Annotated in this window: 19 protein-coding genes and 1 pseudogene; 8 read left to right on the forward strand and 12 right to left on the reverse strand. The window is 40.5% G+C overall.

Annotation, left to right across the window (positions count from 1 at the left end):
* Positions 1 to 355: 355 nt before the first annotated feature.
* The 4 genes from CZ382_RS19265 (at position 356) to proP (ending at position 4,510) form a co-directional block, all read left to right on the forward strand.
* On the forward strand, positions 356 to 1,159 hold the full coding sequence (locus CZ382_RS19265; RefSeq protein ID WP_088052776.1) for a transporter substrate-binding domain-containing protein: 804 nt from the start codon (positions 356 to 358) through the stop codon (positions 1,157 to 1,159).
* A gap of 83 nt (positions 1,160 to 1,242) precedes the next feature.
* Positions 1,243 to 1,905: an amino acid ABC transporter permease gene (locus CZ382_RS19270; RefSeq protein ID WP_088052777.1), complete on the forward strand. Its 663-nt coding sequence runs from the start codon at positions 1,243 to 1,245 to the stop codon at positions 1,903 to 1,905.
* The gene (locus tag CZ382_RS19275; protein ID WP_088052778.1) at positions 1,902 to 2,624 is read left to right on the forward strand and encodes an amino acid ABC transporter ATP-binding protein; all 723 of its coding nucleotides are present in this window, start codon (positions 1,902 to 1,904) and stop codon (positions 2,622 to 2,624) included. Before CZ382_RS19270 ends, CZ382_RS19275 begins: the two co-directional genes overlap by 4 nt.
* Positions 2,625 to 2,995: 371 nt before the next feature.
* The gene (gene proP, locus CZ382_RS19280) at positions 2,996 to 4,510 is read left to right on the forward strand and encodes a glycine betaine/L-proline transporter ProP (protein ID WP_088052779.1); all 1,515 of its coding nucleotides are present in this window, start codon (positions 2,996 to 2,998) and stop codon (positions 4,508 to 4,510) included.
* Between the two features lie 114 nt (positions 4,511 to 4,624).
* Here the strand turns inward: proP and CZ382_RS19285 are convergent, their stop codons facing one another.
* Positions 4,625 to 4,966, reverse strand: coding sequence for a hypothetical protein (locus CZ382_RS19285; protein ID WP_088052780.1), 342 nt, complete (start codon positions 4,964 to 4,966; stop codon positions 4,625 to 4,627).
* 597 nt (positions 4,967 to 5,563) lie between these two features.
* Here CZ382_RS19285 and CZ382_RS19290 point away from each other — a divergent pair.
* The gene (locus CZ382_RS19290) at positions 5,564 to 5,905 is read left to right on the forward strand and encodes a DUF2442 domain-containing protein (RefSeq protein ID WP_159457841.1); all 342 of its coding nucleotides are present in this window, start codon (positions 5,564 to 5,566) and stop codon (positions 5,903 to 5,905) included.
* 15 nt (positions 5,906 to 5,920) lie between these two features.
* On the opposite strand, the gene CZ382_RS19295 is transcribed toward CZ382_RS19290, so the two are convergent.
* The 4 genes from CZ382_RS19295 to CZ382_RS19310 are packed head-to-tail and all read right to left on the reverse strand — an operon-like array spanning position 5,921 to position 10,622.
* On the reverse strand, positions 5,921 to 6,949 hold the full coding sequence (locus CZ382_RS19295) for an aldose epimerase family protein (protein ID WP_088052782.1): 1,029 nt from the start codon (positions 6,947 to 6,949) through the stop codon (positions 5,921 to 5,923).
* Complete coding sequence (gene galT / locus CZ382_RS19300) at positions 6,946 to 8,439, reverse strand: UDP-glucose--hexose-1-phosphate uridylyltransferase (RefSeq protein ID WP_088053550.1); 1,494 nt, start codon at positions 8,437 to 8,439, stop codon at positions 6,946 to 6,948. The genes CZ382_RS19295 and galT overlap by 4 nt, the downstream gene beginning before the upstream one ends.
* 7 nt (positions 8,440 to 8,446) lie before the next feature.
* Entirely contained in the window at positions 8,447 to 9,439 is a 993-nt protein-coding gene (gene galE / locus CZ382_RS19305) for a UDP-glucose 4-epimerase GalE (protein ID WP_088052783.1), read from the reverse strand.
* A 1-nt stretch (position 9,440) separates the two neighbouring features.
* Positions 9,441 to 10,622: a galactokinase gene (locus CZ382_RS19310; protein WP_088052784.1), complete on the reverse strand. Its 1,182-nt coding sequence runs from the start codon at positions 10,620 to 10,622 to the stop codon at positions 9,441 to 9,443.
* Positions 10,623 to 10,853: 231 nt separating this feature from the next.
* Here CZ382_RS19310 and glcP point away from each other — a divergent pair, with 231 nt between their 5' ends.
* Positions 10,854 to 12,215 carry a glucose transporter GlcP gene (gene glcP / locus CZ382_RS19315; protein ID WP_088052785.1) on the forward strand — a complete coding sequence of 454 codons (1,362 nt, stop codon included), beginning with the start codon at positions 10,854 to 10,856 and terminating at the stop codon, positions 12,213 to 12,215.
* A 41-nt stretch (positions 12,216 to 12,256) separates the two neighbouring features.
* Positions 12,257 to 13,249: a LacI family DNA-binding transcriptional regulator gene (locus tag CZ382_RS19320; RefSeq protein WP_088052786.1), complete on the forward strand. Its 993-nt coding sequence runs from the start codon at positions 12,257 to 12,259 to the stop codon at positions 13,247 to 13,249.
* Between the two features lie 219 nt (positions 13,250 to 13,468).
* On the opposite strand, the gene CZ382_RS19325 is transcribed toward CZ382_RS19320, so the two are convergent.
* From CZ382_RS19325 to gabT, 4 genes are all read right to left on the reverse strand, one after another.
* Positions 13,469 to 14,320 carry a YitT family protein gene (locus CZ382_RS19325; RefSeq protein WP_230856043.1) on the reverse strand — a complete coding sequence of 284 codons (852 nt, stop codon included), beginning with the start codon at positions 14,318 to 14,320 and terminating at the stop codon, positions 13,469 to 13,471.
* 27 nt (positions 14,321 to 14,347) lie between these two features.
* Positions 14,348 to 15,136: a carbon-nitrogen family hydrolase gene (locus CZ382_RS19330; RefSeq protein WP_088052788.1), complete on the reverse strand. Its 789-nt coding sequence runs from the start codon at positions 15,134 to 15,136 to the stop codon at positions 14,348 to 14,350.
* Positions 15,137 to 15,677: 541 nt separating this feature from the next.
* Positions 15,678 to 17,069 (reverse strand): NAD-dependent succinate-semialdehyde dehydrogenase, encoded by a 1,392-nt coding sequence (locus tag CZ382_RS19335; RefSeq protein ID WP_088052789.1) that lies wholly within the window; start codon positions 17,067 to 17,069, stop codon positions 15,678 to 15,680.
* 106 nt (positions 17,070 to 17,175) lie between these two features.
* On the reverse strand, positions 17,176 to 18,489 hold the full coding sequence (gene gabT, locus CZ382_RS19340; protein WP_088052790.1) for a 4-aminobutyrate--2-oxoglutarate transaminase: 1,314 nt from the start codon (positions 18,487 to 18,489) through the stop codon (positions 17,176 to 17,178).
* A gap of 127 nt (positions 18,490 to 18,616) precedes the next feature.
* Between gabT and gabR the strand changes: the two genes are divergently transcribed.
* A complete protein-coding gene (gabR, locus tag CZ382_RS19345; RefSeq protein WP_235000477.1) occupies positions 18,617 to 20,041 on the forward strand; it encodes a MocR-like transcriptional regulator GabR in 1,425 nt (474 codons plus the stop codon).
* Positions 20,042 to 20,091: 50 nt separating this feature from the next.
* Here the strand turns inward: gabR and CZ382_RS24920 are convergent, their stop codons facing one another.
* From CZ382_RS24920 to CZ382_RS19355, 3 genes and pseudogenes are all read right to left on the reverse strand, one after another.
* Positions 20,092 to 20,190 carry a CobW C-terminal domain-containing protein gene (locus tag CZ382_RS24920; protein ID WP_088052792.1) on the reverse strand — a complete coding sequence of 33 codons (99 nt, stop codon included), beginning with the start codon at positions 20,188 to 20,190 and terminating at the stop codon, positions 20,092 to 20,094.
* 35 nt (positions 20,191 to 20,225) lie between these two features.
* Positions 20,226 to 20,327 (reverse strand): annotated as a pseudogene (locus tag CZ382_RS23525) (GTP-binding protein); the annotation flags it as partial.
* A gap of 60 nt (positions 20,328 to 20,387) precedes the next feature.
* Positions 20,388 to 22,052 (reverse strand): metal ABC transporter solute-binding protein, Zn/Mn family, encoded by a 1,665-nt coding sequence (locus CZ382_RS19355; RefSeq protein WP_159457842.1) that lies wholly within the window; start codon positions 22,050 to 22,052, stop codon positions 20,388 to 20,390.
* Positions 22,053 to 22,381: the final 329 nt, after the last annotated feature.

The following is a 22,381-nucleotide window of genomic DNA, read 5'->3' on the forward strand; positions in this document are numbered from 1 at the left end:
TATAGTCTGGATTAAAGCTATACCGGGATCTATACGGTGATCTAATAAATGTGTTTATCTTCTGCCAATACATCAGCTATTTTTTTCGTTGGACAACGGTTACGCAACTCAACCTCGTAAGCATTTAAGGAAATAATAAATGATTGTCAAATTTAGCCGTTTTTTAGACGCAACTATCAGAATCATCCGTATTTAATAGGTATTTGTAATAATTAAAGGAATAACCGGGATTACATTATCACTATCCGAATATAAGCCCATCTATCCTTTTAAATGATTAAGTATCCGTTTTTTCTAAAAAATGAATCTTTGTTAAAGTTAATAGATACGACACTATTTAAGGGGGACTTTCGTAATGCAAAAAGGATATGGCAAATTTTTAAGCACTGTTTTGCTCTCATTTATTATCGTAATCGGACTTTCTGCATGTGGATCTGACAAAGAAGCGGATGGAGATGCCCAAAATGGCAGCGGTGATTTGAAAGACGAATATACCGTTGTAAGTGATACATCGTTTGTACCGTTTGAGTTTAAAGAAGACGGTGAATATGTCGGGTTTGACATTGAGTTGATAAAAGCAATAGCGGCTGAGGCAGGGTTTAAGATTAATTTAGAAACAACGAACTTTGATGGAATTATCCCCGGTCTGCAAACAGGTCAATTTGATATCGCTATTGCCGGGATCAGCATTACCGAGGATCGGGCAAAGAAAATCGATTACAGTGACGCTTACTATCAGTCAGGTTTACGCATTGGCGTGGCGGTTGACAATGACTCGATCAAAGGTATTGAGGATCTGGAAGGAAAGACAATTGCTACACGTCTAGGTTCTACAAGTGCTGCCTATATTGAGAAAAATATTGATGGCGCTGAAGCTAATCAGTACGAACAGCTTGACCAGGCTTATCTGGCAGTTGAAAACGGCAGCGCGGATGCAATTTTGTATGACGCACCAAATGTTGCCTATTATATTAAAACAAAAGGTGAAGACAGTCTGAAAATGGTTGGCGATTTGTATCAGGCTGAGGATTATGGTATTGCCATTGCAAAAGGAAATGACGCATTGGTTAAAGCCATTAATGAGGCATTGGCAACACTGAAGGAGAATGGTAAATACGATGAAATCCATGAAAAGTGGTTTGGTGAAAAGCCTGAATAACTGAACTCTGCAGGCTGCTTTATCGGGTGTAACCATCCAATCGTTACACCCTTTTTTACTTCATATAATAGGAGAGGTGAAAGATGTTAGGACGATTTAATTGGGCAGGAGTTATCGATTTTTTACCACAACTAGCAACGGGTTTATATTACACCCTCCTTATTTCAGTGCTAGGGTTATTTATTGGCTTTATTCTGGGGGCTATTTTTGGGTTGGGACGGATTTCGAAAAACAAGTTAATTTATGGGATATCGAGTATATATGTCGAGGTAATACGCGGAACTCCAGTTTTGGTGCAGGCGATTTGGATCTTTTTTGCATTGCCGCTTATTATTGGTCATACGTTTGAATCGGTCACTGCGGGTGTCATTGTTATCGCGCTAAATTCGGGAGCGTACATTGCAGAAATTGTTCGTGGTGCTGTTCAGTCGATTGAAAAGGGACAAATGGAAGCAGGTCGGTCTCTCGGTTTGGATCACGGAAAAACAATGCGCTATATTATTTGGCCACAAGCTTTTAAACGTATGATTCCTCCGCTGGGCAACCAGTTTATAATCAGTATTAAGGACACTTCTCTTTTATCCGTTATTCTTGTTCCAGAGCTGATTTTCCAGGGGCGCTTGATTGCAGCAAATCATTTTAATGCAGTTGAAATTTATACAACGGTTGCATTGTTTTACCTTGTGATTACGTTAACTTTATCCCTTGTTTTACGTCTCGTAGAAAGAAGGTTGGATATTCAATGATTGAAGTGAAGGATCTCTATAAAAAATTCGGTGATTTGGAAGTTTTAAAAGGCATTAATTGCAAGATTGCAGAGCAAGAAGTAGTTTGCGTAATTGGACCAAGTGGATCAGGAAAAAGTACGTTCCTTCGCTGTTTGAACATGCTGGAGGAAATGACTAGTGGTGACGTCGTCGTTAATGGCTATCATTTAAACGATCCAAAGACGAATATTAACAAAGTACGGACAGAGGTAGGCATGGTATTTCAGCAATTTAACCTTTTTCCGCATCGGTCGGTTATGGAAAATATTATGCTAGCACCGAAAAAGGTACGAAAGATCAGTGATAAAGAGGCAAGAGAGCGTGCCCTTGGATTATTGGAAAAGGTCGGATTAAGTGATAAGGCAGACATGTATCCAAGCCAGCTTTCCGGCGGGCAGCAGCAACGTGTCGCAATTGCTCGGGCACTGGCAATGGAGCCAAAGGTAATGTTGTTTGATGAGCCAACTTCCGCGCTGGATCCGGAATTGGTTGGTGAGGTACTGGAGGTCATGAAACAGCTGGCACTTGAAGGGATGACTATGGTGGTTGTAACACATGAGATGGGATTCGCCAAAGAAGTAGGGGACAGGGTGCTATTCATGGATGAAGGAATTATCATGGAGGAAGGCGATCCAGAAAACATTTTTACCAACCCGGAATCGGAGCGGACGAAAGGCTTTTTGAATAAGATTTTATAGCTTTTATAGTTGGGGTAGATAAATGCGGCGTATCCACGGGAGCGCTGCTTATTTATTTCTTTATATATTTGGAAATAGTGAAAGTGTTTAAATTGGTGAGAATCCGGGTATTACATTTTCGTATCAATGCTAAAAGGGGGAATGTAATATGAATAGGAACGCAGCGTGCAATCTTAAGGTCTGAGCACGCAATCCTGGGCTCAAGCGCATATTTTTTAGCTCCCACCGTGATTGCGTTCCAAAGCCATGAGTCATTTCCGATTTATGGTAAGGCCGGATTTACGTGATTGTAACTTTTCCAAAATAGAAAACTGCAGAATAGGGAACATTGAAAACGAGATAATGTTGCAAAATCAACAAGGAGGAGTATGATGGACCAGGACAAAGATGGAAAAAGGCGATCTAAGCTATCTCTGAAAAAAAGAAAAAAGCATCAATTACATAAAGATGATATTACCGTAGTTGATACAGATGTTGCGAAAAAGGCTGTTGTCGCAACGGCGATGGGGAATGCCATGGAATGGTTTGACTTTGGCATTTATTCCTATTTAGCGGCAACCATTGGGAAGGTGTTTTTCCCGGAAATGGCTGGTCCGACGCAGCTGGTATTTAGTTTTGCAACGTTTGCGGTAGCATTTCTTGTCCGGCCGATTGGCGGTATGTTCTTCGGTATGCTGGGCGACCGGCTGGGCCGGAAGAAAATTTTGGCTATTACATTAATTATCATGGCACTAGCTACCCTTAGTATTGGCTTGATACCTGGGTATGCCACAATTGGTATAACTGCACCGATACTATTATTGATAGCGCGATTAGTTCAAGGATTCTCAACGGGCGGTGAGTATTCGGGGTCGATGACCTTTATCGCGGAGTCTGCACCAGATAAACGTCGAGGTGTCATGGCCAGTGGATTGGAAGTTGGGACATTAGTTGGTTACATTGGCGGATCCGGGATTGTTACATTGCTAACATTTATTTTGGGTTCGGAGACTATGCTTGATTGGGGATGGCGGATTCCGTTCCTAATTGCGGCACCGATCGGATTCATTGGTCTGTATTTACGTACACACCTTGAAGAAACGCCAGCATTTGAGAAAATGGAAGAAGAAAAAGAGAAAGCAGAAAAAACAGGCGAATCAAAGCATGTCTCGATGAAGGATATCCTCATTCATCACCGGCGTCCACTTTTAATCGGCTTGACATTGGTCTTTTTTTATAATGTGATTGATTATACCGTTCTAACCTACATGCCTTCCCATTTAACCGCTGTTCTTGGATACGGGGAGACGAAAGGGCTGCTCTTGATTCTGATCGTCATGTTTATCATGATTCCATTCGTTTTATTAATGGGCCATTTCGGTGACCGGATTGGCAACAAGCGAATTATTCAAAGTAGTCTGATTGGTATAATTGTGCTTGCCATACCATCATTCATGCTGATTAACAGTGGGAATAACTGGCTTGTTTTTGCCGGATTATTAATTTTGGCAACATTGCTGGCCGCTTTACTGGGAACAATGCCATCGCAATTGCCTTCACTCTTCTTCACAAATGTAAGGTATGGAGGGTTGGCGATTACGTATAATATTTCCACTTCGCTATTTGGTGGAACTGCACCGTTACTGGTGGCATGGCTGGTTGATGTAACAGCAAGTCAATTGGCTCCGGCATATTACGTTATTTTCGCATCCATAATCGGGATTGTCGTTGTTACCCTTTTCCTTAAAAACACTTCAGGCAAGCCGCTTCGTGGATCACCACCAGCTGTTCAGGAAAAAGAGGAGATCGAGGAAATATTGGAAAACACCGATGATGCGCTATGGTGGAGGGAGGAGAAGAAAAAGATTGATCGGCATATAAATGATGCGGAAAACAAAAACGATTGACTATTGTGCATTATAGGTAGTTAGTTAATAAAAGTGTCCAAGGTTCCCTGGACACTTTTGTTTGCCATTAAAAAATCTATAGCGGTTCATTGTGGAATGGCGAAAAGAATTGCATTAAGCATGACGATGGTATCTTTTGTCCAGAACATTAATTTTTTCCGTATTAAGAACGATTTGATTAAAATTGCGGTCGATTTTGCCAGAATGTACATCTAGCTTTTCCGTATTGCGAACAATTTGATCGAAGTTTCGATCGATTTTCCTGGAATTTTCATTAATTTTTTCCAGTAATTGATTGATATCGCTTTTTGTGGCCATGTCATCCAGATCACTTTTCATAGCAACATTTTCCAAGTCGCTTTTCATGGCTACGTTTTCTAAATCACTTTTTACGACCATAGTAGACTTTATTTCCCTAACTTCATCAACCAGTTGTTGCAATAACTGTTCTTCCATTAGTTTTCACTCCCTTCATTACAAATTTCTCATACTTAAAATATACCATGGACAAACTGTAACAACAAACAGTTAAAAATGTTGGAAATCGCTATAAAAAAACAATTTAGCATTGCTATTTCTATTAAAATGGCAGATTGACAGTTCTATTAATGAATTTGAGGATAAAAAACAAGCGGAAAATTAAATTTAGTATTTTTAATAGTTTTTTAGGTTAAGAAAAAAAGATGCTGAAGAATGTTTGAAAGTTGCTGAACATGGCCAAAAAGTCTGCTGAATAAGAGCTAAAAGTGCTGAAGATTCTCTGGAATGTGCTGAACTAAGCCAGAAAGTTGCTGAACCCCCTCATAAGCAAACCAGGAATCTGTTTAAACCAACAATAGGCCGCGTTTTCCCAGCTAAAACAGAAAAGTCAATTTTAACTTTGTGTCCGAAATTTTTCGGTAAAATTAAAGTTCTCTCATGGATTTACCAACTTTGCTTACAAAATCTCCTGCAAAACCTTTATTTCTATTCCCGAAAATAATATTTACCGTTTTGACTTTTTCAAATTTGGAGTTTACGCTCAGGTTAAATTCAGTCAGAGGGGATTTCACTGTGTGCAAAATAGTAAAAGTAAAACCTATTTCATCGCGAAGTGGCTGGTTGTTATGTAATTTTGCTAATGGAGAAAAACGTTTTGTGAATATACAGCCGTTTATGGTTGGGGTAATGGAAAACTTAAAAAATCCAGCTATATTCAACGATGTTTATATCGATCATATAGCTGGAACGATTGCCTGGCCAGATAATCTCAAGCTTGATCCTGCTGTGCTTTATGACCATGGCATTCGTATAAAAAATATCCGCAATCTAGGTGAAATGATAGAGCAGCATGTGAATAAGGATAGATCTTCAAGCATCATTTTAGTCCCTGTTATAAAGGAACAAATAAAATAACCGAACCCCAAGTTTTTACGTAAAAACATCAAACGAAAATACCGTGCGTTTCTTATACATTTCTCCCTGTTGTAACATAATACTCGGAAAATCGTGTTTAAGTGATGCAGGTGTGCCTTGGGTTTCAAAGCATACACCCAAATGCTTCGCAGACACTCCTTCTCTTAATTGCGACTGGTCATCCAGTCCGTTCCCTGTATACATGACCATACCAGGCTGATTGGTTTTGACAGTCATCATACGTCCTGATTGTTGTTCACGTACGACCACTTTTCCTTTATCTGCAAACAGAAAATAATGATCATAACCAGAGCCGGCAATGGCATGTTGCTTTAATTGATCATGAAAACCATCACCTAGCAAACGTCCTTTACGGAAATCAAAAGTCGTTCCGGCAGTTTTCAATCCGTTTCCGGTTGGAATCAGTTCATCGTCAAGCTCGATTATTTTGTCGCTATCAAAGGTGACATGATGCTGATCCACGGTCGCTTTAAGGTCACCGTTCAAATTAAAATAGGAATGATTCGTTAGAGTGAGCGGTGTCGTTTCATCTGTGCTCGCCTCATAATCAAGTATAAGGTCATTATTCGACAACAGTGTGTAGGTAACCGAGACATCTACATTACCTGGATAATTGCTATCACTATCCCGACTGGTGTGGCTGAGTTTTAACCCAACTGCACCATTGTTCTGAAAAGGTTCCACTTTCCAGATAACGGAATGGAATCCATTAGAACCGCCATGCAGGTGGTGGTCACCTTCATTTTTTTCCAAGTTATAGGTATCATCGTCCAATTCGAATGAGGCGCCCTGAATTCTGCCTGCAACACGACCGATGATTGCGCCGAAAAAATTGGGGTTAGCCTCGTAATCAGCGTAATCTCGATAACCTAGTACAACGTTTTCAATGTTACCGGCTCTGTCGGGGGCCATTATTTTTGTAATAATCCCGCCGTAATTAAGGATACTGACACTCATTCCATGATCGTTTTCAAGTGTATACTCGGTCCATTTATCCCGAATGGGCTGCTTAGAAATATTCATCTATCTACCACCTGCTTATTCAATGTCGTTATAAATCGCTCGATCGCTTGCCTATCTTTGAATACACCGGCATCCTCGAGTACCCGGGAAAATTTCTGTGCTAATTCATCCTGTAAAATCTGTTCTGCCTTTTTCGGATCACCAATTACACCATACTTCGTTTTGAGTTCGTTTGCCCAATCAAGGTGGTATTCCGCAACATTGCTTGCTTCATCAAGTAAAAATTGCTTGATTTCAGCAAGTTCATCCTTAAGTCTTGCTGGCAATACGGCAAGCCCCATCACTTCAATAAGACCAATATTTTCCTTTTTGATGTGCTGGACATCGGCATGCGGATGAAAAATCCCCAGCGGATGCTCACTAGACGTTCGGTTATTTCGCAAAACTAGATCAAGTTCGTGTTTACCATCCCGGATTCTGGCGATTGGTGTAATCGTATTATGTGGAGTTGCTCCGGAATAAGCTAACACGTCAGCAGCTTTATCTGTGTAATTGCGCCACGTCGTAAGGATATGGTCGGCTGCACTTAACAAATGTTCCCTATCTTTACTTTTAAGCCTGATCACAGATAAAGGCCAATTTAGGACGGAGGCCTGAACATGATCGAACGGCTTTAGTACAAAAGTAAAGGCATCACGAGCCTTTGTCATGGCAAATTCGTAACGTCCTCCTTGATAATGGTCATGACTTAAAATAGAACCGCCAACGATCGGTAAATCGGCATTGGATCCGATAAAATAGTGCGGGAATTTTTCCGTGAACAGAAGCAGCCGTCCAAAGGCGTCCTTATCTATTTTCATATTCCGATGTTCTTCTGCAAGTAAAATACAGTGTTCGTTGTAATATACATATGGCGAATATTGCAAGTACCAGTTTTCTTCTAAAAGCGGTACTTGAATAACTCGGTGGTTAGCGCGTGCCGGATATCCAGTCCGACCAGTATACCCTACGTTCTCCACGCATAATACACACTTTGGATAGTGAACGGTCCGTTTCATTTCGCGTTCCCGTTTAATTTGTTCCGGGTCTTTCTCCGGTTTGGATAAATTGATCGTAATATCCATTACACCATATGTTGTTTCTGCTTTAAAATGAATATTTTTCTTGATCCGGTTCGTTTGAATATAATTACTGTTCCTGCTCAATTTGTAAAAATAATCTGTTGCTTCCTCTGGTGAATGCTGATATTTCTCCTGAAAGACAGCATTAACAACAGAAGGGCGGGCGACAAAGCAGTTCATAATGTTGGCAGCAAGCATTTCCTTCTCGTCAAATACATCCGCAATTACGTTATGATCGATTGCATAGCTGACCAATTTCTCCAGTAGATCGGGAATCGTACCATTCGTCGGATTATCAACATGTTCAGGAAATGATTCCAAGCTAAGCAAATGCATTACCTGGTTGCGAACATAGATATGATCCGCTTTTTCGATTAACTTTTCACGGATTGCGCGTTGGATCAGTCCTGCCAAATCGTGATAAATCATCATTGGTTTACTCCTCCCTATAGCCGTTCGGATGGGATTCATGCCAATTCCAGGCATCTTGCATAATCTTTTTAATCGATGTCCGGGCAGGATTCCAGCCAAGGACATTTTTTGCTTTATCTGAGCTTGCAATCAAGACGCTTGGATCACCTGCACGACGTTCGCCAGATTCTGCGGGAATTTCTTTGCCTGTTACTGTGCGTGCCGTTTCAATCATTTCTTTTACGGAAAATCCTTGACTGCTGCCAAGGTTGAAAACGTCGCTTTTACCACCGTTTTTTAAATAACCCAGCGCCAAAAGATGAGCCTCAATCAGATCCTCAACGTGAATATAGTCGCGGATACAGGTGCCATCCGGTGTATCATAATCCTCACCAAAGACCGTAATATGTGGCCGCTGACCAAGTGCCGCTTGCAAAATAATCGGAACGAGATGGGTTTCCGGACGATGATCTTCCCCAATTTCTCCAGATTCACGTGCACCAGCAACGTTGAAATACCTTAATGATACATAACGGATATCGTGCGCTTGTTCAGTCCATTTCATAATTTTTTCCATTGTCAGCTTTGTTTCGCCGTATGCATTAGCCGGATTGGTTGGCATTGTTTCGGTAATCGGAACAGATTCCGGTTCACCATAGGTAGCGGCAGTAGAAGAGAAAACGATATGTTTTACATCGAATTCCGTCATCACCTTCAGCAGCACCTGTGTCCCGTAAACGTTGTTATCAAAATATTTCAGCGGTTTTTCCATTGATTCGCCAACAAGGGAATTTGCGGCAAAATGGACAACGGCCTCGATGGACTCTTTTTGAAATACGTCACGCAAAAAATCGATGTTCCGGATATCCCCTTGATAAAATGCGGCCTTTGGATGAATTGCCGCTTTGTGTCCAGTCTCCAAGCTGTCCACCACGACAACATCCTCGCCCCGATCGATCAATTGATAAACAGCATGGGAGCCGATATAGCCCGCCCCGCCTGGTACTAATATACTCATGTTAATGTACTCCTTCCCTGATTTGCTTGGCACCGTCACTGATTGCCGCGGTGTAGAACGTTGCATCGTAACCGATCATTTCGCGGTATTTGCGATTTACGTTTTGCTTAAAGCTTGCTTGTTTATCTTTTTCAACGATAGCAATCGCACAGCCGCCGAATCCGGCACCAGTCATACGGGCACCAATTACCCCTTCTTGTTCGCAGGCTGCCTGCACAAGACAATCAAGTTCTTTCCCGGTCACCTCATAATCATACTTTAGTGAATGATGGGAATCATTCATTAGTTTTCCAAAACCGTCTAAGTCACCTGCTTGTAGTTTCTTTAAAGCTTCAACGGTACGAACATTTTCGGAAACGGCGTGTTTGGCCCGCTTGCGGTTCGTATCATCTTTAATCAGCTGCTGTTGCTCCAAAAATTGTTCGTTCGACAATTCTCCAAGACTGGTAATGGAAAGTTCTGTCTGTAAGTCTTTCAGTGCCTGTTCACATTGCTGGCGTCGTTCATTATACTTGGATCCGGCAAGTGTCCGTTGTTTATTAGTATTGATAATCATAATACAATAGTTATCAAGTGAAATCGGAGCATATTCATATTCCAATGTTTGACAATTTAATAGAATGGCATGATCTTGTTTACCCATACCAATCGCAAACTGATCCATAATTCCGCTGTTTACCCCGATATACTCATTTTCTACTTTTTGTCCTAACTTTATCATTTGCATACGGTCTATTTCCAGGTTGAATAAGCCTTCCAGCAAAACCCCTGTTACCATTTCAATTGACGCCGAGGATGATAGGCCGGCACCATTCGGAATATCCCCATAAAAAAGTATATCAGCACCATTGGTAATGGGAAAGCCTGATTCGCGAATGAGGTGGATCATTCCCTTTGGATAATTGGCCCAGTCATCCTGAACACAATAGGTCAAATCCGCAAGATCGCAATGGATCATTCCACTTCCCGGGAAATTTAACGAATAAAACCGGAATTTCTGATCATTACGTTTCCGTCCCACTGCATATGTGCCAAAGGAAATTGAAGCAGGGAATACATGCCCACCATTGTAATCGGTATGTTCCCCAATCAGGTTAATTCTCCCGGGTGCAAAGAATTGGACTGGTTTTTCAGTTGTTTTGAATATTTTCTGGTATTGCTGAAGTAAATCCTTCATCATCATTCCCCCCTACAACATTAATAAAGTTTTAACTATAATTAGTTTACTATGAAAGCGGTTTTTTCTCAATAAATATTTATTGTTTTATTAGTAAAATACATGTATTATTTTAGTTAAAATATATGTCATTCCATTTCTTTTTTGTTTTTTTTCATTAAAATAAAGGACTTTACAACAAAAAAGTGAAAGCGTATACTCAAAATTATACTACAGCTTAGAAAGGTTTGACAGAAGATGAAGAGTAAAATAATTAGTAAAAAAATGATTTTTTTCCTTGGCGCTTTAGGAGGGCTTTTGTACGGGTATGATATGGGAGTTATTTCTGGTGCACTTCTTTTTATAAAGGATGACATCCCATTAACTAGTTTCACGGAAGGACTGGTCGTTAGTTCCATGCTAATCGGGGCGATTTTTGGTTCCGGTTTCAGTGGTCCGTTGTCTGATCGCTTTGGCCGGCGCAGATTGGTCTTTATGATTTCCATTGTTTTCATTCTTGGTGCTCTTGCACTCGCGGCGGCACCCAATATGACCGTGCTTGTTATCGGCCGGTTAATAATTGGATTAGCGGTTGGTGGATCAACAGCGATCGTCCCTGTTTATTTATCAGAAATGGCACCGACAGAGCAGCGTGGTTCATTAAGTTCATTAAACCAGTTAATGATTACGATTGGTATTCTGTCATCTTATTTAGTGAATTACGCGTTTGCTCCAATCGAGGGCTGGCGCTGGATGGTAGGGTTGGCGGTTGTTCCATCGTTAATCCTGATGATTGGTGTTTTGTTTATGCCAGAGAGTCCAAGATGGCTGCTTGAACATCATAGTGAAGCAGCAGCACGGGCAGTAATGAAATTAACACGAAAACCGGAACAAATCGATCCGGAAATTGACGAAATGAAAGAAATCAATCGTCTATCTGATAGTACCTGGAAGGTGTTATCATCCTCCTGGCTACGACCCACTCTTATTATTGGCTGCTGTTTTGCACTATTTCAGCAGATTATTGGGATCAACGCGATTATTTATTATGCGCCAACCATTTTTAGTGAAGCTGGCCTTGGTGATGCAACAGCCATTTTAGGAACGGTTGGAATTGGGACCGTGAATGTGATCATTACGATTTTTGCGATTATGATTATTGACAAAATTGATCGAAAGAAATTGCTTATTATCGGAAATGCTGGTATGGTAGCTTCATTAATTATCATGGCTGTCTTAATTTGGACGATCGGGCTTGAGTCAAGCTTTGGAGCATGGATTATTGTTGCCTGCCTGACATTATTCATTATTTTCTTTGCATTTACATGGGGACCAATTTTGTGGGTGATGCTTCCAGAACTATTTCCAATGCGCGCCCGTGGTGCTGCAACCGGAATTGCTGCGCTTGCCCTTTCCATTGGAAGCCTTTTAGTTGCACAATTTTTCCCAATGATGTCAGATGTAATGGGAATTGGGCAAGTATTTCTTGTTTTTGCTGTTATCGGTATCGCAGCACTTATTTTTGTAATCAAATTTTTGCCGGAAACTCGCGGGCGGAGCCTTGAGGAAATTGAAGCAGAATTACGACGCCGTACTTCTGCAAAAGGGGTGAAGGAATAATTGCGGTTTCCAGATTAGCAGAAAGAATCGGAGCTGAGTAGATGGCAACTATAAAGGATATAGCAAAAAAGGTAAATTTATCAATTGCTACCGTGTCACGGGTGCTTAATGATGACCCGACACTGTCTGTTGGCGAAGAAACGAAAAGGCGGATTTTTCATGCCGCAGAAGAGTTGAATTATCAAAAACATTTGATGAAAAGGGTAAAGAAGCAACTGCGAATAGCGATCGTTCAGTGGTACACTGAACAGGAAGAATTAAATGATATGTACTACTACGCAATCCGTGCAGGTGCTGAAAAGCAAATAGAAAACAAACAATATGAGTTTATCCGGTTATTTCAGCATGCTGACCAAAAGATCATTAAAAAGATTGACGGAATTATTGCGATCGGAAAATATTCAGAATCACAAATGAAACAACTGCAGCAATGGTGTCCAGCTGTCTGTTTTGTTGATAATCGTTATGCCTTTCCTATGTATGATTCCGTTGTCGGGGATTTTCATCTGGCAACGGTAAGTGCCTTAGCCCATTTTATTAGCCGGAAGCATACGAAAATCGGCATGTTGGCTGGTGAGGAAAAATTTACAGATTCAACGGAGATGCTTGCGGATCCAAGATATGAAAGCTTCCGGCGATACATGAAGGAAAAGCAATTATTCAAAGAAAAATATTGCTTCAAGGGACCGTTTTCTGTAGATTCTGGTTATCAAATGATGGAAAATGCAATTCGGACCTTAAAGGATGATTTGCCTTCTGCCTTTTTTTGTGCAAATGACTCCATTGCAATTGGTGCGCTTCGTGCATTAAGCGACCATCGCATTGACGTACCTAATAGGGTTGAAATTATCGGTTTTAATGACGCTAGTGTAGCCAAGTATGTTTCCCCATCACTAAGTACAGTAAGGGTTCCTACTGAATTAATGGGAGAGACAGCGGTGTCGTTATTGGAAGATCGTATTTTTTACGGGAGGACTGTTGCCAAACAGGTAACATTGGCGACTGAGCTAGTTATAAGGAACAGCAGCCGCTGAAATATTTTTGCTTAAGAAAGGTATCGGATAGCCTCCGATACCTTTTTTCATCTACCTATTATTTCCAGGGAAAACGAAACTTTTTCACCTGCTTATTCGTCTATTGATGTAGCGGATAAAAAACGACGACTTATAAATAAAGAAGATGTGGAACGATTCGCTAAAAAAGGGAGGCAATAAGCCCTTAATTGTCTCCCGGGTTTACTTTCTTTCAACAACTTATCCCTTCGCCAATGTACCTTTATACCCTTTGCGAAAAATTTCCTGTACACCATGAACAGTAACGTAGGCATCTGGATCGATAGCCTCTATAATTTTTTTTAAATGAACAATTTCCTGCTTGTTAATAACAAGATACAGTACCTCTCTGTCTGCTTTTGTATAACCACCTTTTCCTTCCAAGACAGTGATCCCGCGAGCCATTTTATTCGTTACCTGATCAAGTACTTCATCCGGTTCACTGGAAATGATCAGGACCGCTGATCGTTCGTTAGCACCTTCCACAATGACATCAATCACTTTTGCCCCTACATATACGGATACTAATGTGTACATGGCTTTTTCCTGACCGATAATAAAGGCCGAGCCTGCAATCACAAGAATATCAATTACCAGCATTCCTTTGCCGACACTCCAGCCGAGTAATTGGTTTGCCAGGCGAGCAAGGATTGCTGATCCACCAGATGTACCACCAGCGCGGAAAATCATGCCAAGTCCGATCCCGACGGTTAATCCGGCGAACAGGGCTGCAAGTAATGTATCACTATTAATTTCCTTCCCAATATCAACCGTTACATGCAGAAAGATGGAGGAAAAAATAATGGAAACGATTGTATACCAGATAATTCGTTTGCTGAAAAAGCGGTAGCCAATTGTGACTAGTAAGCTATTGAGGATGAAATTAACAATTCCTGGTGACCATTCGAACAAATAGTACGTTACAATTGTAATACCGGTCACTCCGCCTTCGGATAAGCGGTTGGGGATGGCAAAGTAGTTAATTCCCAGCGCAAAAATAAGAGAGCCGATTATAATCAGGATGATATCTTTTGCAGTTCGATTCATTACCATAAACCTCCTTATCCGATCAGTAAAGTCCTATTCGTACATTTCCGGAACCCTGCTTGCAAACACAGGCACATCTCTTCTGATTTTTGAAACAATGGACAAGTCCAATGTCGTCGTGATTGTCCCCGTATTTTTTGCACTTCCCGTTTTAAGTTGTGTTCCCCAGGGATCAATAATCATGGATTTTCCAGCATATTCTGTACCGTTATACGTACCAACAGCATTACTGGAGACCACGAAAAATTGGTTTTCTATTGCCCTGGCAAGCTGCAGTGCTTTCCAATGGTCTTTTCGAGCGGCCGGCCACTCTGCTACAATATGCATAACTTGCGCACCGTCCAATGCCAGCTGTCTGGAAAGTTCCGGGAAGCGCAGATCATAACAGATAATGAGTCCCATTTTAACATGATCCAGTACAAATGTATGTACTTTTTTTTGCCCGCCAGTTAAATACTGATGTTCATTGAGCATTGGTACAAGATGAATCTTATCATACTGGTAGACGAGCTCTCCGTTACGATCAAATACAAGACTAGTATTATAAAATTTGTCCGCTTTTTGATTGCCGATTGATCCGCCAACGATATTAATGTTATGGGTTTTGGCAAGGCTGCTTAGGAAAGAGGCTGTTGGTTCCCCGTCCCGATCAGCCGTATTTGCTAGTTCTCCTAGTGCATAGCCTGTATTCCACATCTCAGGCAAGAGTACCGTATCAGGCTGTTCTTCTTGCACAACGTTCTCAATCCACTGCTTTACATTTTGTCGGTTCGCTTCAGGGTTCCCTGCAATAATTTCCATTTGATAAATAGCATATTTCACCTATCATCCACCCCTTCTTCTTTCATTGTGAGTCTTTTCTCTATCATAGTATAAAGTGGATGGAATTATCATGTTCTTTGTTTACTTTTTAAAAATTTATTATGGTACTTTAGGCAGGCCGCCATAAAAATAGATGACTAATGAGTTCGAAGTTATAAATCAAAAAAGTGTTGTATAGGAGTGAAGACAAATAGAAATAAAAAGTAGTTGCAAATCCCCAATATTAGTGATGAAAGAATAAAATTGGCAGCTAAGCGTTACAGAATATACATAGCGCTTACCTCTGATAGAATCTTACTTAGATAGAAAGAACACTGCAAGATTGTTAAAAATGGTTAGCATCCATTACTTGATGAAGCATAGGTAAAAGAAAGCCCAAATACAATATGTCGTCAACCTGTAGGGGATTTGGTCTTTACTGATTGAAAAACTAGAGACGTTCAAAAAGTCAAAAAAAACCAGCCCCGAATTAAGAATTTCTTCCAAAAGGATACGTTACATTAGGGCTGGCTTCCTAATCATATTTTTTCAACTTTAAAATTTACAATCCCCCAACAGACATATACTTCGTCTCTAAGTAAGGTTCAATACCTTCAATTCCGCCTTCACGTCCAAGGCCGCTTTCTTTCATTCCGCCAAATGGTGCATGGGCAGCTGAAGGCCCTCCATCATTCCAGCCGATGATACCGAATTGCAGATGATCATGCAGGTAAGTGCCTGTCCGGTAATCGTTTGTAAAGAAATAAGCCGCAAGTCCGTATGGTGTGCTATTAGCCAGTTCAACAGCTTCTTCAATCGTTTTGAAACTGGTGATGGGTGCTACTGGGCCGAAAGTTTCTTCATGCATGATTGTCATATCTGTTGTCACATTTTTTAAGACGGTCGGATAAATAAAGAAAAAGCCTTTCTCTTGGTCGGCATCATATTTATCTCCTAACACGACTTCTGCACCTTTTTCTTTTGCATTATTAATTTGGTCAACAATTTTAGTATAACCCTTTTCGTTAATAATTGGTCCAACGTCTATTCCATCGTTTAGACCATTTCCAACGGTGAGTTTCCTTACTTCAGTAACAAATTTTTCTGTGAATTTATCCACGACATTTTCATGGACAAGTATCCGGTTAGCACAGACACAGGTTTGTCCCGCGTTTCTAAATTTTGTGCCGACGGTTTGTTTAGCTGCATAATCAAGATCCGCATCCTCTGCTACAATCAATGGTGCATGGCCACCTAATTCCATTGTGACATGTTTGACTGTATCAGCACTGTTCTTGATGAGATTTTTACCGACAGGGGTTGATCCGGTAAATGTGATTTTACGTACATAATCACTATTAGTAAATAAATCACCAATAACACTGCCCCGTCCGTTTACGTATTGGATGGCATCTTTCGGAATACCCGCTTCATGTGCCAGGTCAATGAATTTCATACCTGTCAATGGCGTCTCGGATGCAGGTTTGACGATGAACGTACATCCGGCAGCCAGGGCAGGTGCTGCTTTTCTGGCCATCATCGCTGCTGGGAAATTCCAGGGGGTGATGGCTGCAACTAGTCCGATTGGCTCTCTCGTAACAATAATTCGCTTTACTTCAGTGTTAGCTGGTATCGTTCGTCCATAAACTCGTTTTGCTTCTTCTGCATACCAATCAAGGTAGGCAACGGAATAATCGACTTCACCTAATGATTCACTTAATGGTTTTCCATTTTCTTCTGTCATGATTTTTGCTAATTCATCTTTGTTCTCGATTACCTTTTCTGACCATTTTTTGATTAGGCGGGATCGTTCATGGGCATTTATTTTTGACCATTTTTTAAAGCTTTCATGGCCGTCCCTGAGAGCCTGTTTGACTTCCTCATCCGTATTAATTTTAACCTCCTGGATCAATTCTCCTGTTGCAGGATTGGTGACATTAAAATAACTTGCCATAATCGGTAAAGCTCCTTTCGATAATTAAGATTAGATACATCCAATGTTATGCTGCATGCTTTACAGTTGTTGATATTCCCTTATTCCCTAATGAAATAACATGATATTAATGGGAAACGTTGGCAAACGCCTTTTCCAGAATATTTAACCCCTTGTCCAGTTCCTTCTCTGTAATAACGAGTGGTGCAAGGAAACGGATAACATTGCCTTTGATACCAGCGGAAAGTAGCAGTAGACCATTTTCGTTAGCATATTTGATAATGCTGTTTGTTTTTGCCTTATCTGGAGCTTTGTTTAGGCGATCCTCAACGATTTCCACAGCGACCATGGAGCCAAGTCGACGGATTTCACTTGCAAATTCGTGTTGTTCAGCTAATTCACGCAGTTTTGCTTCGATTTTTTGTCCGATCATTTCTGATTTTTGATTTAAATTTTCTGCTTTTATAATGTCGATAACAGCTAATGCAGCAGCGCATGCAACCGGATTTCCAGCATATGTTCCACCTAATTCCCCGGGAGCTGCAGCACTCATGATCTCTGTTTTTCCAACAACACCGCTCAAAGGTAAGCCGGCAGCCAATGATTTGGAGACCGTTATGAGGTCCGGTATGACATCAAATTGTTCAATAGCAAATAATGTACCCGTACGCCCGAATCCTGTTTGAATTTCATCGGCCACAAAGACGATACCATGTTCTTTGCAAAATTCATGGACAGCTTGAACGAATTTTTTCGGAGGAATAACAAAGCCGCCTTCACCTTGAACTGGTTCCATGACCACGCAAGCTACCGTTTCTGGTGCAACGGTAGTAACAAAAAAATCCCTAAAATCTTCAATGACCTGATCGACATAGGCTTCTTCAGTCATTCCTTCTGGTCTATGGTAAGTGTATGGATATGGAGCTTGGTACACTTCCGGTGCAAACGGGCCGAACCCAAATTTATATGGCTTTACCTTACTGGTCATACTCATTGTCATGTTTGTTCTTCCGTGGAATCCGCGGGTAAATGAGACAACCGCCTGTCTTTTAGTATAGCGTCGAGCAATTTTGACCGCATTTTCAACGGCTTCTGCTCCAGAATTTAGTAATAGAGCTTGTTTATCAAAATCGCCAGGGGTAATTTCGCATAATTTTTCAGCAAGTTCAATGTAGCCTTCATACATCATCACATTAAATCCAGGATGTAAAAACTTTTCTGCTTGTTGTTTGACTGCTTCGGTAACTTTGGGATGGCTGTGACCTACATTTAAAGTACCAATCGCTCCGGCAAAGTCAATCCATTCATTCCCATCGATATCTGTAACCGTTGCACCAGTTGCTTTTAGCGCAATGTTCTGGTTACCGTTACTAACCCCTCTTGGGATAAACCTTTCCCGTTTGCTTTGTAAATCGGAACTGCTTGGATGTATTGTTGTCATTTTATTTTTCCTCCTTTGCTTGATTAAGATTTTTTTAACTTAAATATGGTAATAGTATGACAATAATCTGGTACAATGAAAAGTACCAGTTGTTGAAAGATATAGGAACCAGATGGAGGTGAATTTTTTGCAAGTATTCAATTTAGCTAGCAATAGCAACGTGAACTTCAAATATCAGCAAATTTATAATTGGGTTAAGGAAAATGTGTTGGCAGGGAAACTGCGGGCGAATGAAAAGCTGCCGTCCAAAAGACAATTGGCTGATGAATTAAAGGTTGGTGTCAATACAGTTGCCAACGCTTACGAACAACTACTTGCGGAGGGATATATTTATACGGTTGAGCGTAAAGGATATTTTGTTGAAAACATCACTGTCTTTTCCAATCAGGAAAAGGCTGTTCAGAGCAAATTGCCCAATGATCTAAAGGAAGGAAACGATAGTAAAGAAGGATGGCTCTCCTTATCACATATGTCAGCAGATATTTCCCTGTTTCCTTTTAAGGATTGGATGAAATGCGAGAACAGAGCAATAGATGAACATAGAAGGGAACTAGCTGAGCTTGGCCATCCTCAAGGCCCTTATCTGACAAGAAAGGCCATTAGCCGAATGATTGCTTTAACGCGTGGAGTAGTTTGCGAACCGGAACAAATCATTATCGGTGCCGGCACACAATTACTAGTCCAGCAATTGATGGAGATGCAAAATAAAAAAAGCATCATAGCTATTGAAGATCCTGGTTATTCCCGCCTTTATCGATTATTGAACGATATGGGATTTACCGTTAATCCGATAGAGCTGGATAATAAAGGCATCAATATCAAAAAAGTAGAATCGTCAAATGCAGATTTTCTATTTGTTACACCATCACACCAATTTCCGACTGGTAAAATTATGCCGGTGACAAGGCGGATAGAGTTATTGAACTGGGCAGCGGGCGCTGAAAACAGATATATTATTGAAGATGATTATGATAGTGAGTTCAAGTATGAGACAAACAGTATTCCTTCCTTGCAGAGTCTTGACCGTAATCAACGTGTCATATACACTGGCACGTTTTCAAAAACGTTGTTACCAGGTACCCGGATTAGCTATATGGTCTTGCCTCCTGACTTGCTGAGGAAGTACCGTAAGCATTATCCGGATATCATGCAATTCAGCAATTCACTTGCTCTTTTTGCATTGCATTATTTTATCGAAAGCGGGGCTTATTCAAGACATATTAAACGAATGAATCATCATTACGAGGTGAAACGAAACCTATTAATCGAACAGTTGCGTAAAAAATTTAATGATCAAGTGTGCATTGAGAATATACCAGCAGGTCTTCATTTTATAGCCCAATTCAAATCTGTTAAAACGTATGATGAAATCGAAGCCTGTGCTAAAGAGGGAAGGCTTGAACTATATACGATGCGGCGCTTCATGCTTAAAAATAAATATAAGGAAAATGGCAGGATTGAGCTTGTTATTGGTTTTGCTAATATTGACGAGGGTGAAATCATGGAGGCGGTGGAGAGGCTGTATTGGGTTATCGTATTTGACGATGGATAAGTGCCTGTCAGCTAACGTAATCATTACGTTTTAATGTATAAAATTTTTCACTACTGAAAACAGTAGTGAAAGCCTTTTATCAATTCTTCGATGTTCAAGTCTTTTCCAATGAAAACCATTTCGCTTCGTCTTTTTCCTTGGGCAACCATTTTCGATCATTTGTACTGAAAAGTAACATATTCGGGTCATCGTTAAGCACCCTGTTTAGTAATGTCTTTTTTCCTGAACCGAGAAAGCCAGTTAGAATCGTAACCGGGATTCTATTGTCTCTCAACAAATTTACCATGCCTCCTAATATAAGTACCATCCCCAAAGCATGATTCGGCTTTGGGGAGAGAAACTAGTGCTATTTCGTAACTTGGTCGAGTATTTTGAGATTTTTATCCATTAAAGAAATATAATCTTTATTGTTTTTAATATCCTCTTTCGTTAGTACAGATAGGTTGTGAATGGTTAAAGCTTCGGCACCAATCTGTTCCTGGATAACCTCTGAGAGACGGTTTGGACTGTTCTGTTCATATAAGATATAATCTAAATCAAATTTTTCTGCCTGTTCAATTACTTCCTTTAATTCTTTTTGTGACGGTTCCTCGCTGGTAGATAAACCACTTATTGCGATTTGTTTCACTCCATAGCGCTCTTCCCAATATCCGAAAGCAGCATGTGGTACAATAATGTGTTTGTTCTCCTTTGTTTCCAGTAATTGTTGGTATCGTTTATCCAAAGCGATTAGTTCTTTTTTCAACGCTTTAAAGTTTTTGCTGTACCTGGCTTCCTCGTCTGGGTTTAATGCAATTAATTCATCCCTGATGATTTTGGACACTTCTATCATACGTAATGGATCGATCCAAATATGCGGATCGTGACCACCTGTATGATCATCAATCACAATGGTTACCGGATCTGATTCAGCGATAACATTATGATTTTCATCAAAAAGTGCTGCTTTAATTTGCTGGCCGTTAGTAGCAGTTTCTCCTTTATAGGTATTGCTTAACTGACCTGAAACGGTTTCCCAATCTTTTGCATCAGGATTTAATGTATACCAATGCCAATGATTATGACCAGATTCATTACTATGGGCTGCCGTTAGTTCAATTGTATCTCCAGTATGGTAATGAGCACGCAATCCCTCAATGGTAATCGATTTATGGTCGTGTTTTTCAGTACGACCATGCTCATGATCCTCACTCCCATGGTCGTGGGCTTCTTCCCCGTGTTCATCGTGTTCATGATTGTGACCGTGATGATCATTAATCGCAATGGTTACAGGCTCTGACTCGGCAATAACATTATGATCCTCATCAAAAAGAATCGCCTTGATTTGCTGACTATCTGCAACCGCCTCGCCTTTATACGTATTGCTTAACTGATCCGAAACGGTTTCCCAATCTTTTGCATCAGGATTTAATATATACCAATGCCAATGATTATGACCAGATTCTTCCTTAGGACTTGCAGTTAACTCAATCGTATCCCCGGTATGATAATGGTCTTGCAGTCCCTCGATGGCAATAGATTTATCGGCGTGATTATTGCCTTCTTCGTGGCCATGCACGTCTGTTTTTCCATGATCATCTCCTTCTTCGCCATGATTGTGTTCATCCTTATTTTCATGATCATGCCCTTTATGTGAATGGCCATGGAATAGATCTTCATGCTTACCAATTTCAATTAACTTTACATCTTGTGACCCAAGCGCATCTGCAATACCTTCAGCAAAACCTTCCATACCAGCACCTAAGTAAATGAATGCATCACTTTTCGCAATAGCTGTCATTTCTTTTGAGGTAGGTTCATATGTATGCGCATCTGCACCAGGTGGAAATACCGACTTTGCTGAAACTGTATCTCCGCCAATCTGTTCAACCACATATTGAAATGGATAAACTGTCGTGTACACAGTCAATTCTGGGTCATCAGATTTAGTTGAAGCTTGATTGGATGGCGTACAGCCAATCGTGATCATCCCCACAATGAATAGCAGGGTTACAACTTGAAAAATTTTCATTTCTCGCATCCTTCCTTTTCAAAAAAGTGAATTTTACTTTTACATCATACCGTAATGATTACGATTTGTAAATAGTAATGATTACGGTTTATTTATTAAGGATAAAGAACTTAATTAAGAAGGGGATGGAAATGTCTAATGTGCAGGTACCTGACATGATAAATAACGAGGCAAAAAAGAACCATAATACAACGTAATTTTAGTACGTAGAATACAAAAATAACCACCTTTCAAAAGATTAAGGTGGTTATTTTTTTTAAAACTCCAGTGTAAGCTGTCATTTGCAGGGGTGTTGCCTCAATATTGATTGAGTCGGTACGCTGTAAGTT

The organism is Virgibacillus dakarensis (assembly GCF_900155625.1).
Lineage (GTDB): Bacteria > Bacillota > Bacilli > Bacillales > Amphibacillaceae > Lentibacillus_C > Lentibacillus_C populi.

Excerpts from the sequence above, each read along its gene's own strand:
- CZ382_RS19265 (WP_088052776.1), top strand. The coding sequence starts at position 356 with ATGCAAAAAGGATATGGCAAATTTTTAAGCACTGTTTTGCTCTCATTT.
- CZ382_RS19270 (WP_088052777.1), top strand. The coding sequence starts at position 1,243 with ATGTTAGGACGATTTAATTGGGCAGGAGTTATCGATTTTTTACCACAA.
- CZ382_RS19275 (WP_088052778.1), top strand. The coding sequence starts at position 1,902 with ATGATTGAAGTGAAGGATCTCTATAAAAAATTCGGTGATTTGGAAGTT.
- proP (WP_088052779.1), top strand. The coding sequence starts at position 2,996 with ATGGACCAGGACAAAGATGGAAAAAGGCGATCTAAGCTATCTCTGAAA.
- CZ382_RS19285 (WP_088052780.1), bottom strand. The coding sequence starts at position 4,966 with ATGGAAGAACAGTTATTGCAACAACTGGTTGATGAAGTTAGGGAAATA.
- CZ382_RS19295 (WP_088052782.1), bottom strand. The coding sequence starts at position 6,949 with ATGAATATTTCTAAGCAGCCCATTCGGGATAAATGGACCGAGTATACA.
- galT (WP_088053550.1), bottom strand. The coding sequence starts at position 8,439 with ATGATTTATCACGATTTGGCAGGACTGATCCAACGCGCAATCCGTGAA.
- galE (WP_088052783.1), bottom strand. The coding sequence starts at position 9,439 with ATGAGTATATTAGTACCAGGCGGGGCGGGCTATATCGGCTCCCATGCT.
- CZ382_RS19310 (WP_088052784.1), bottom strand. The coding sequence starts at position 10,622 with ATGATGATGAAGGATTTACTTCAGCAATACCAGAAAATATTCAAAACA.
- glcP (WP_088052785.1), top strand. The coding sequence starts at position 10,854 with ATGAAGAGTAAAATAATTAGTAAAAAAATGATTTTTTTCCTTGGCGCT.
- CZ382_RS19320 (WP_088052786.1), top strand. The coding sequence starts at position 12,257 with ATGGCAACTATAAAGGATATAGCAAAAAAGGTAAATTTATCAATTGCT.
- CZ382_RS19325 (WP_230856043.1), bottom strand. The coding sequence starts at position 14,320 with ATGGTAATGAATCGAACTGCAAAAGATATCATCCTGATTATAATCGGC.
- CZ382_RS19335 (WP_088052789.1), bottom strand. The coding sequence starts at position 17,069 with ATGGCAAGTTATTTTAATGTCACCAATCCTGCAACAGGAGAATTGATC.
- gabT (WP_088052790.1), bottom strand. The coding sequence starts at position 18,489 with ATGACAACAATACATCCAAGCAGTTCCGATTTACAAAGCAAACGGGAA.
- CZ382_RS24920 (WP_088052792.1), bottom strand. The coding sequence starts at position 20,190 with ATGGTTGCCCAAGGAAAAAGACGAAGCGAAATGGTTTTCATTGGAAAA.
- CZ382_RS19355 (WP_159457842.1), bottom strand. The coding sequence starts at position 22,052 with ATGAAAATTTTTCAAGTTGTAACCCTGCTATTCATTGTGGGGATGATC.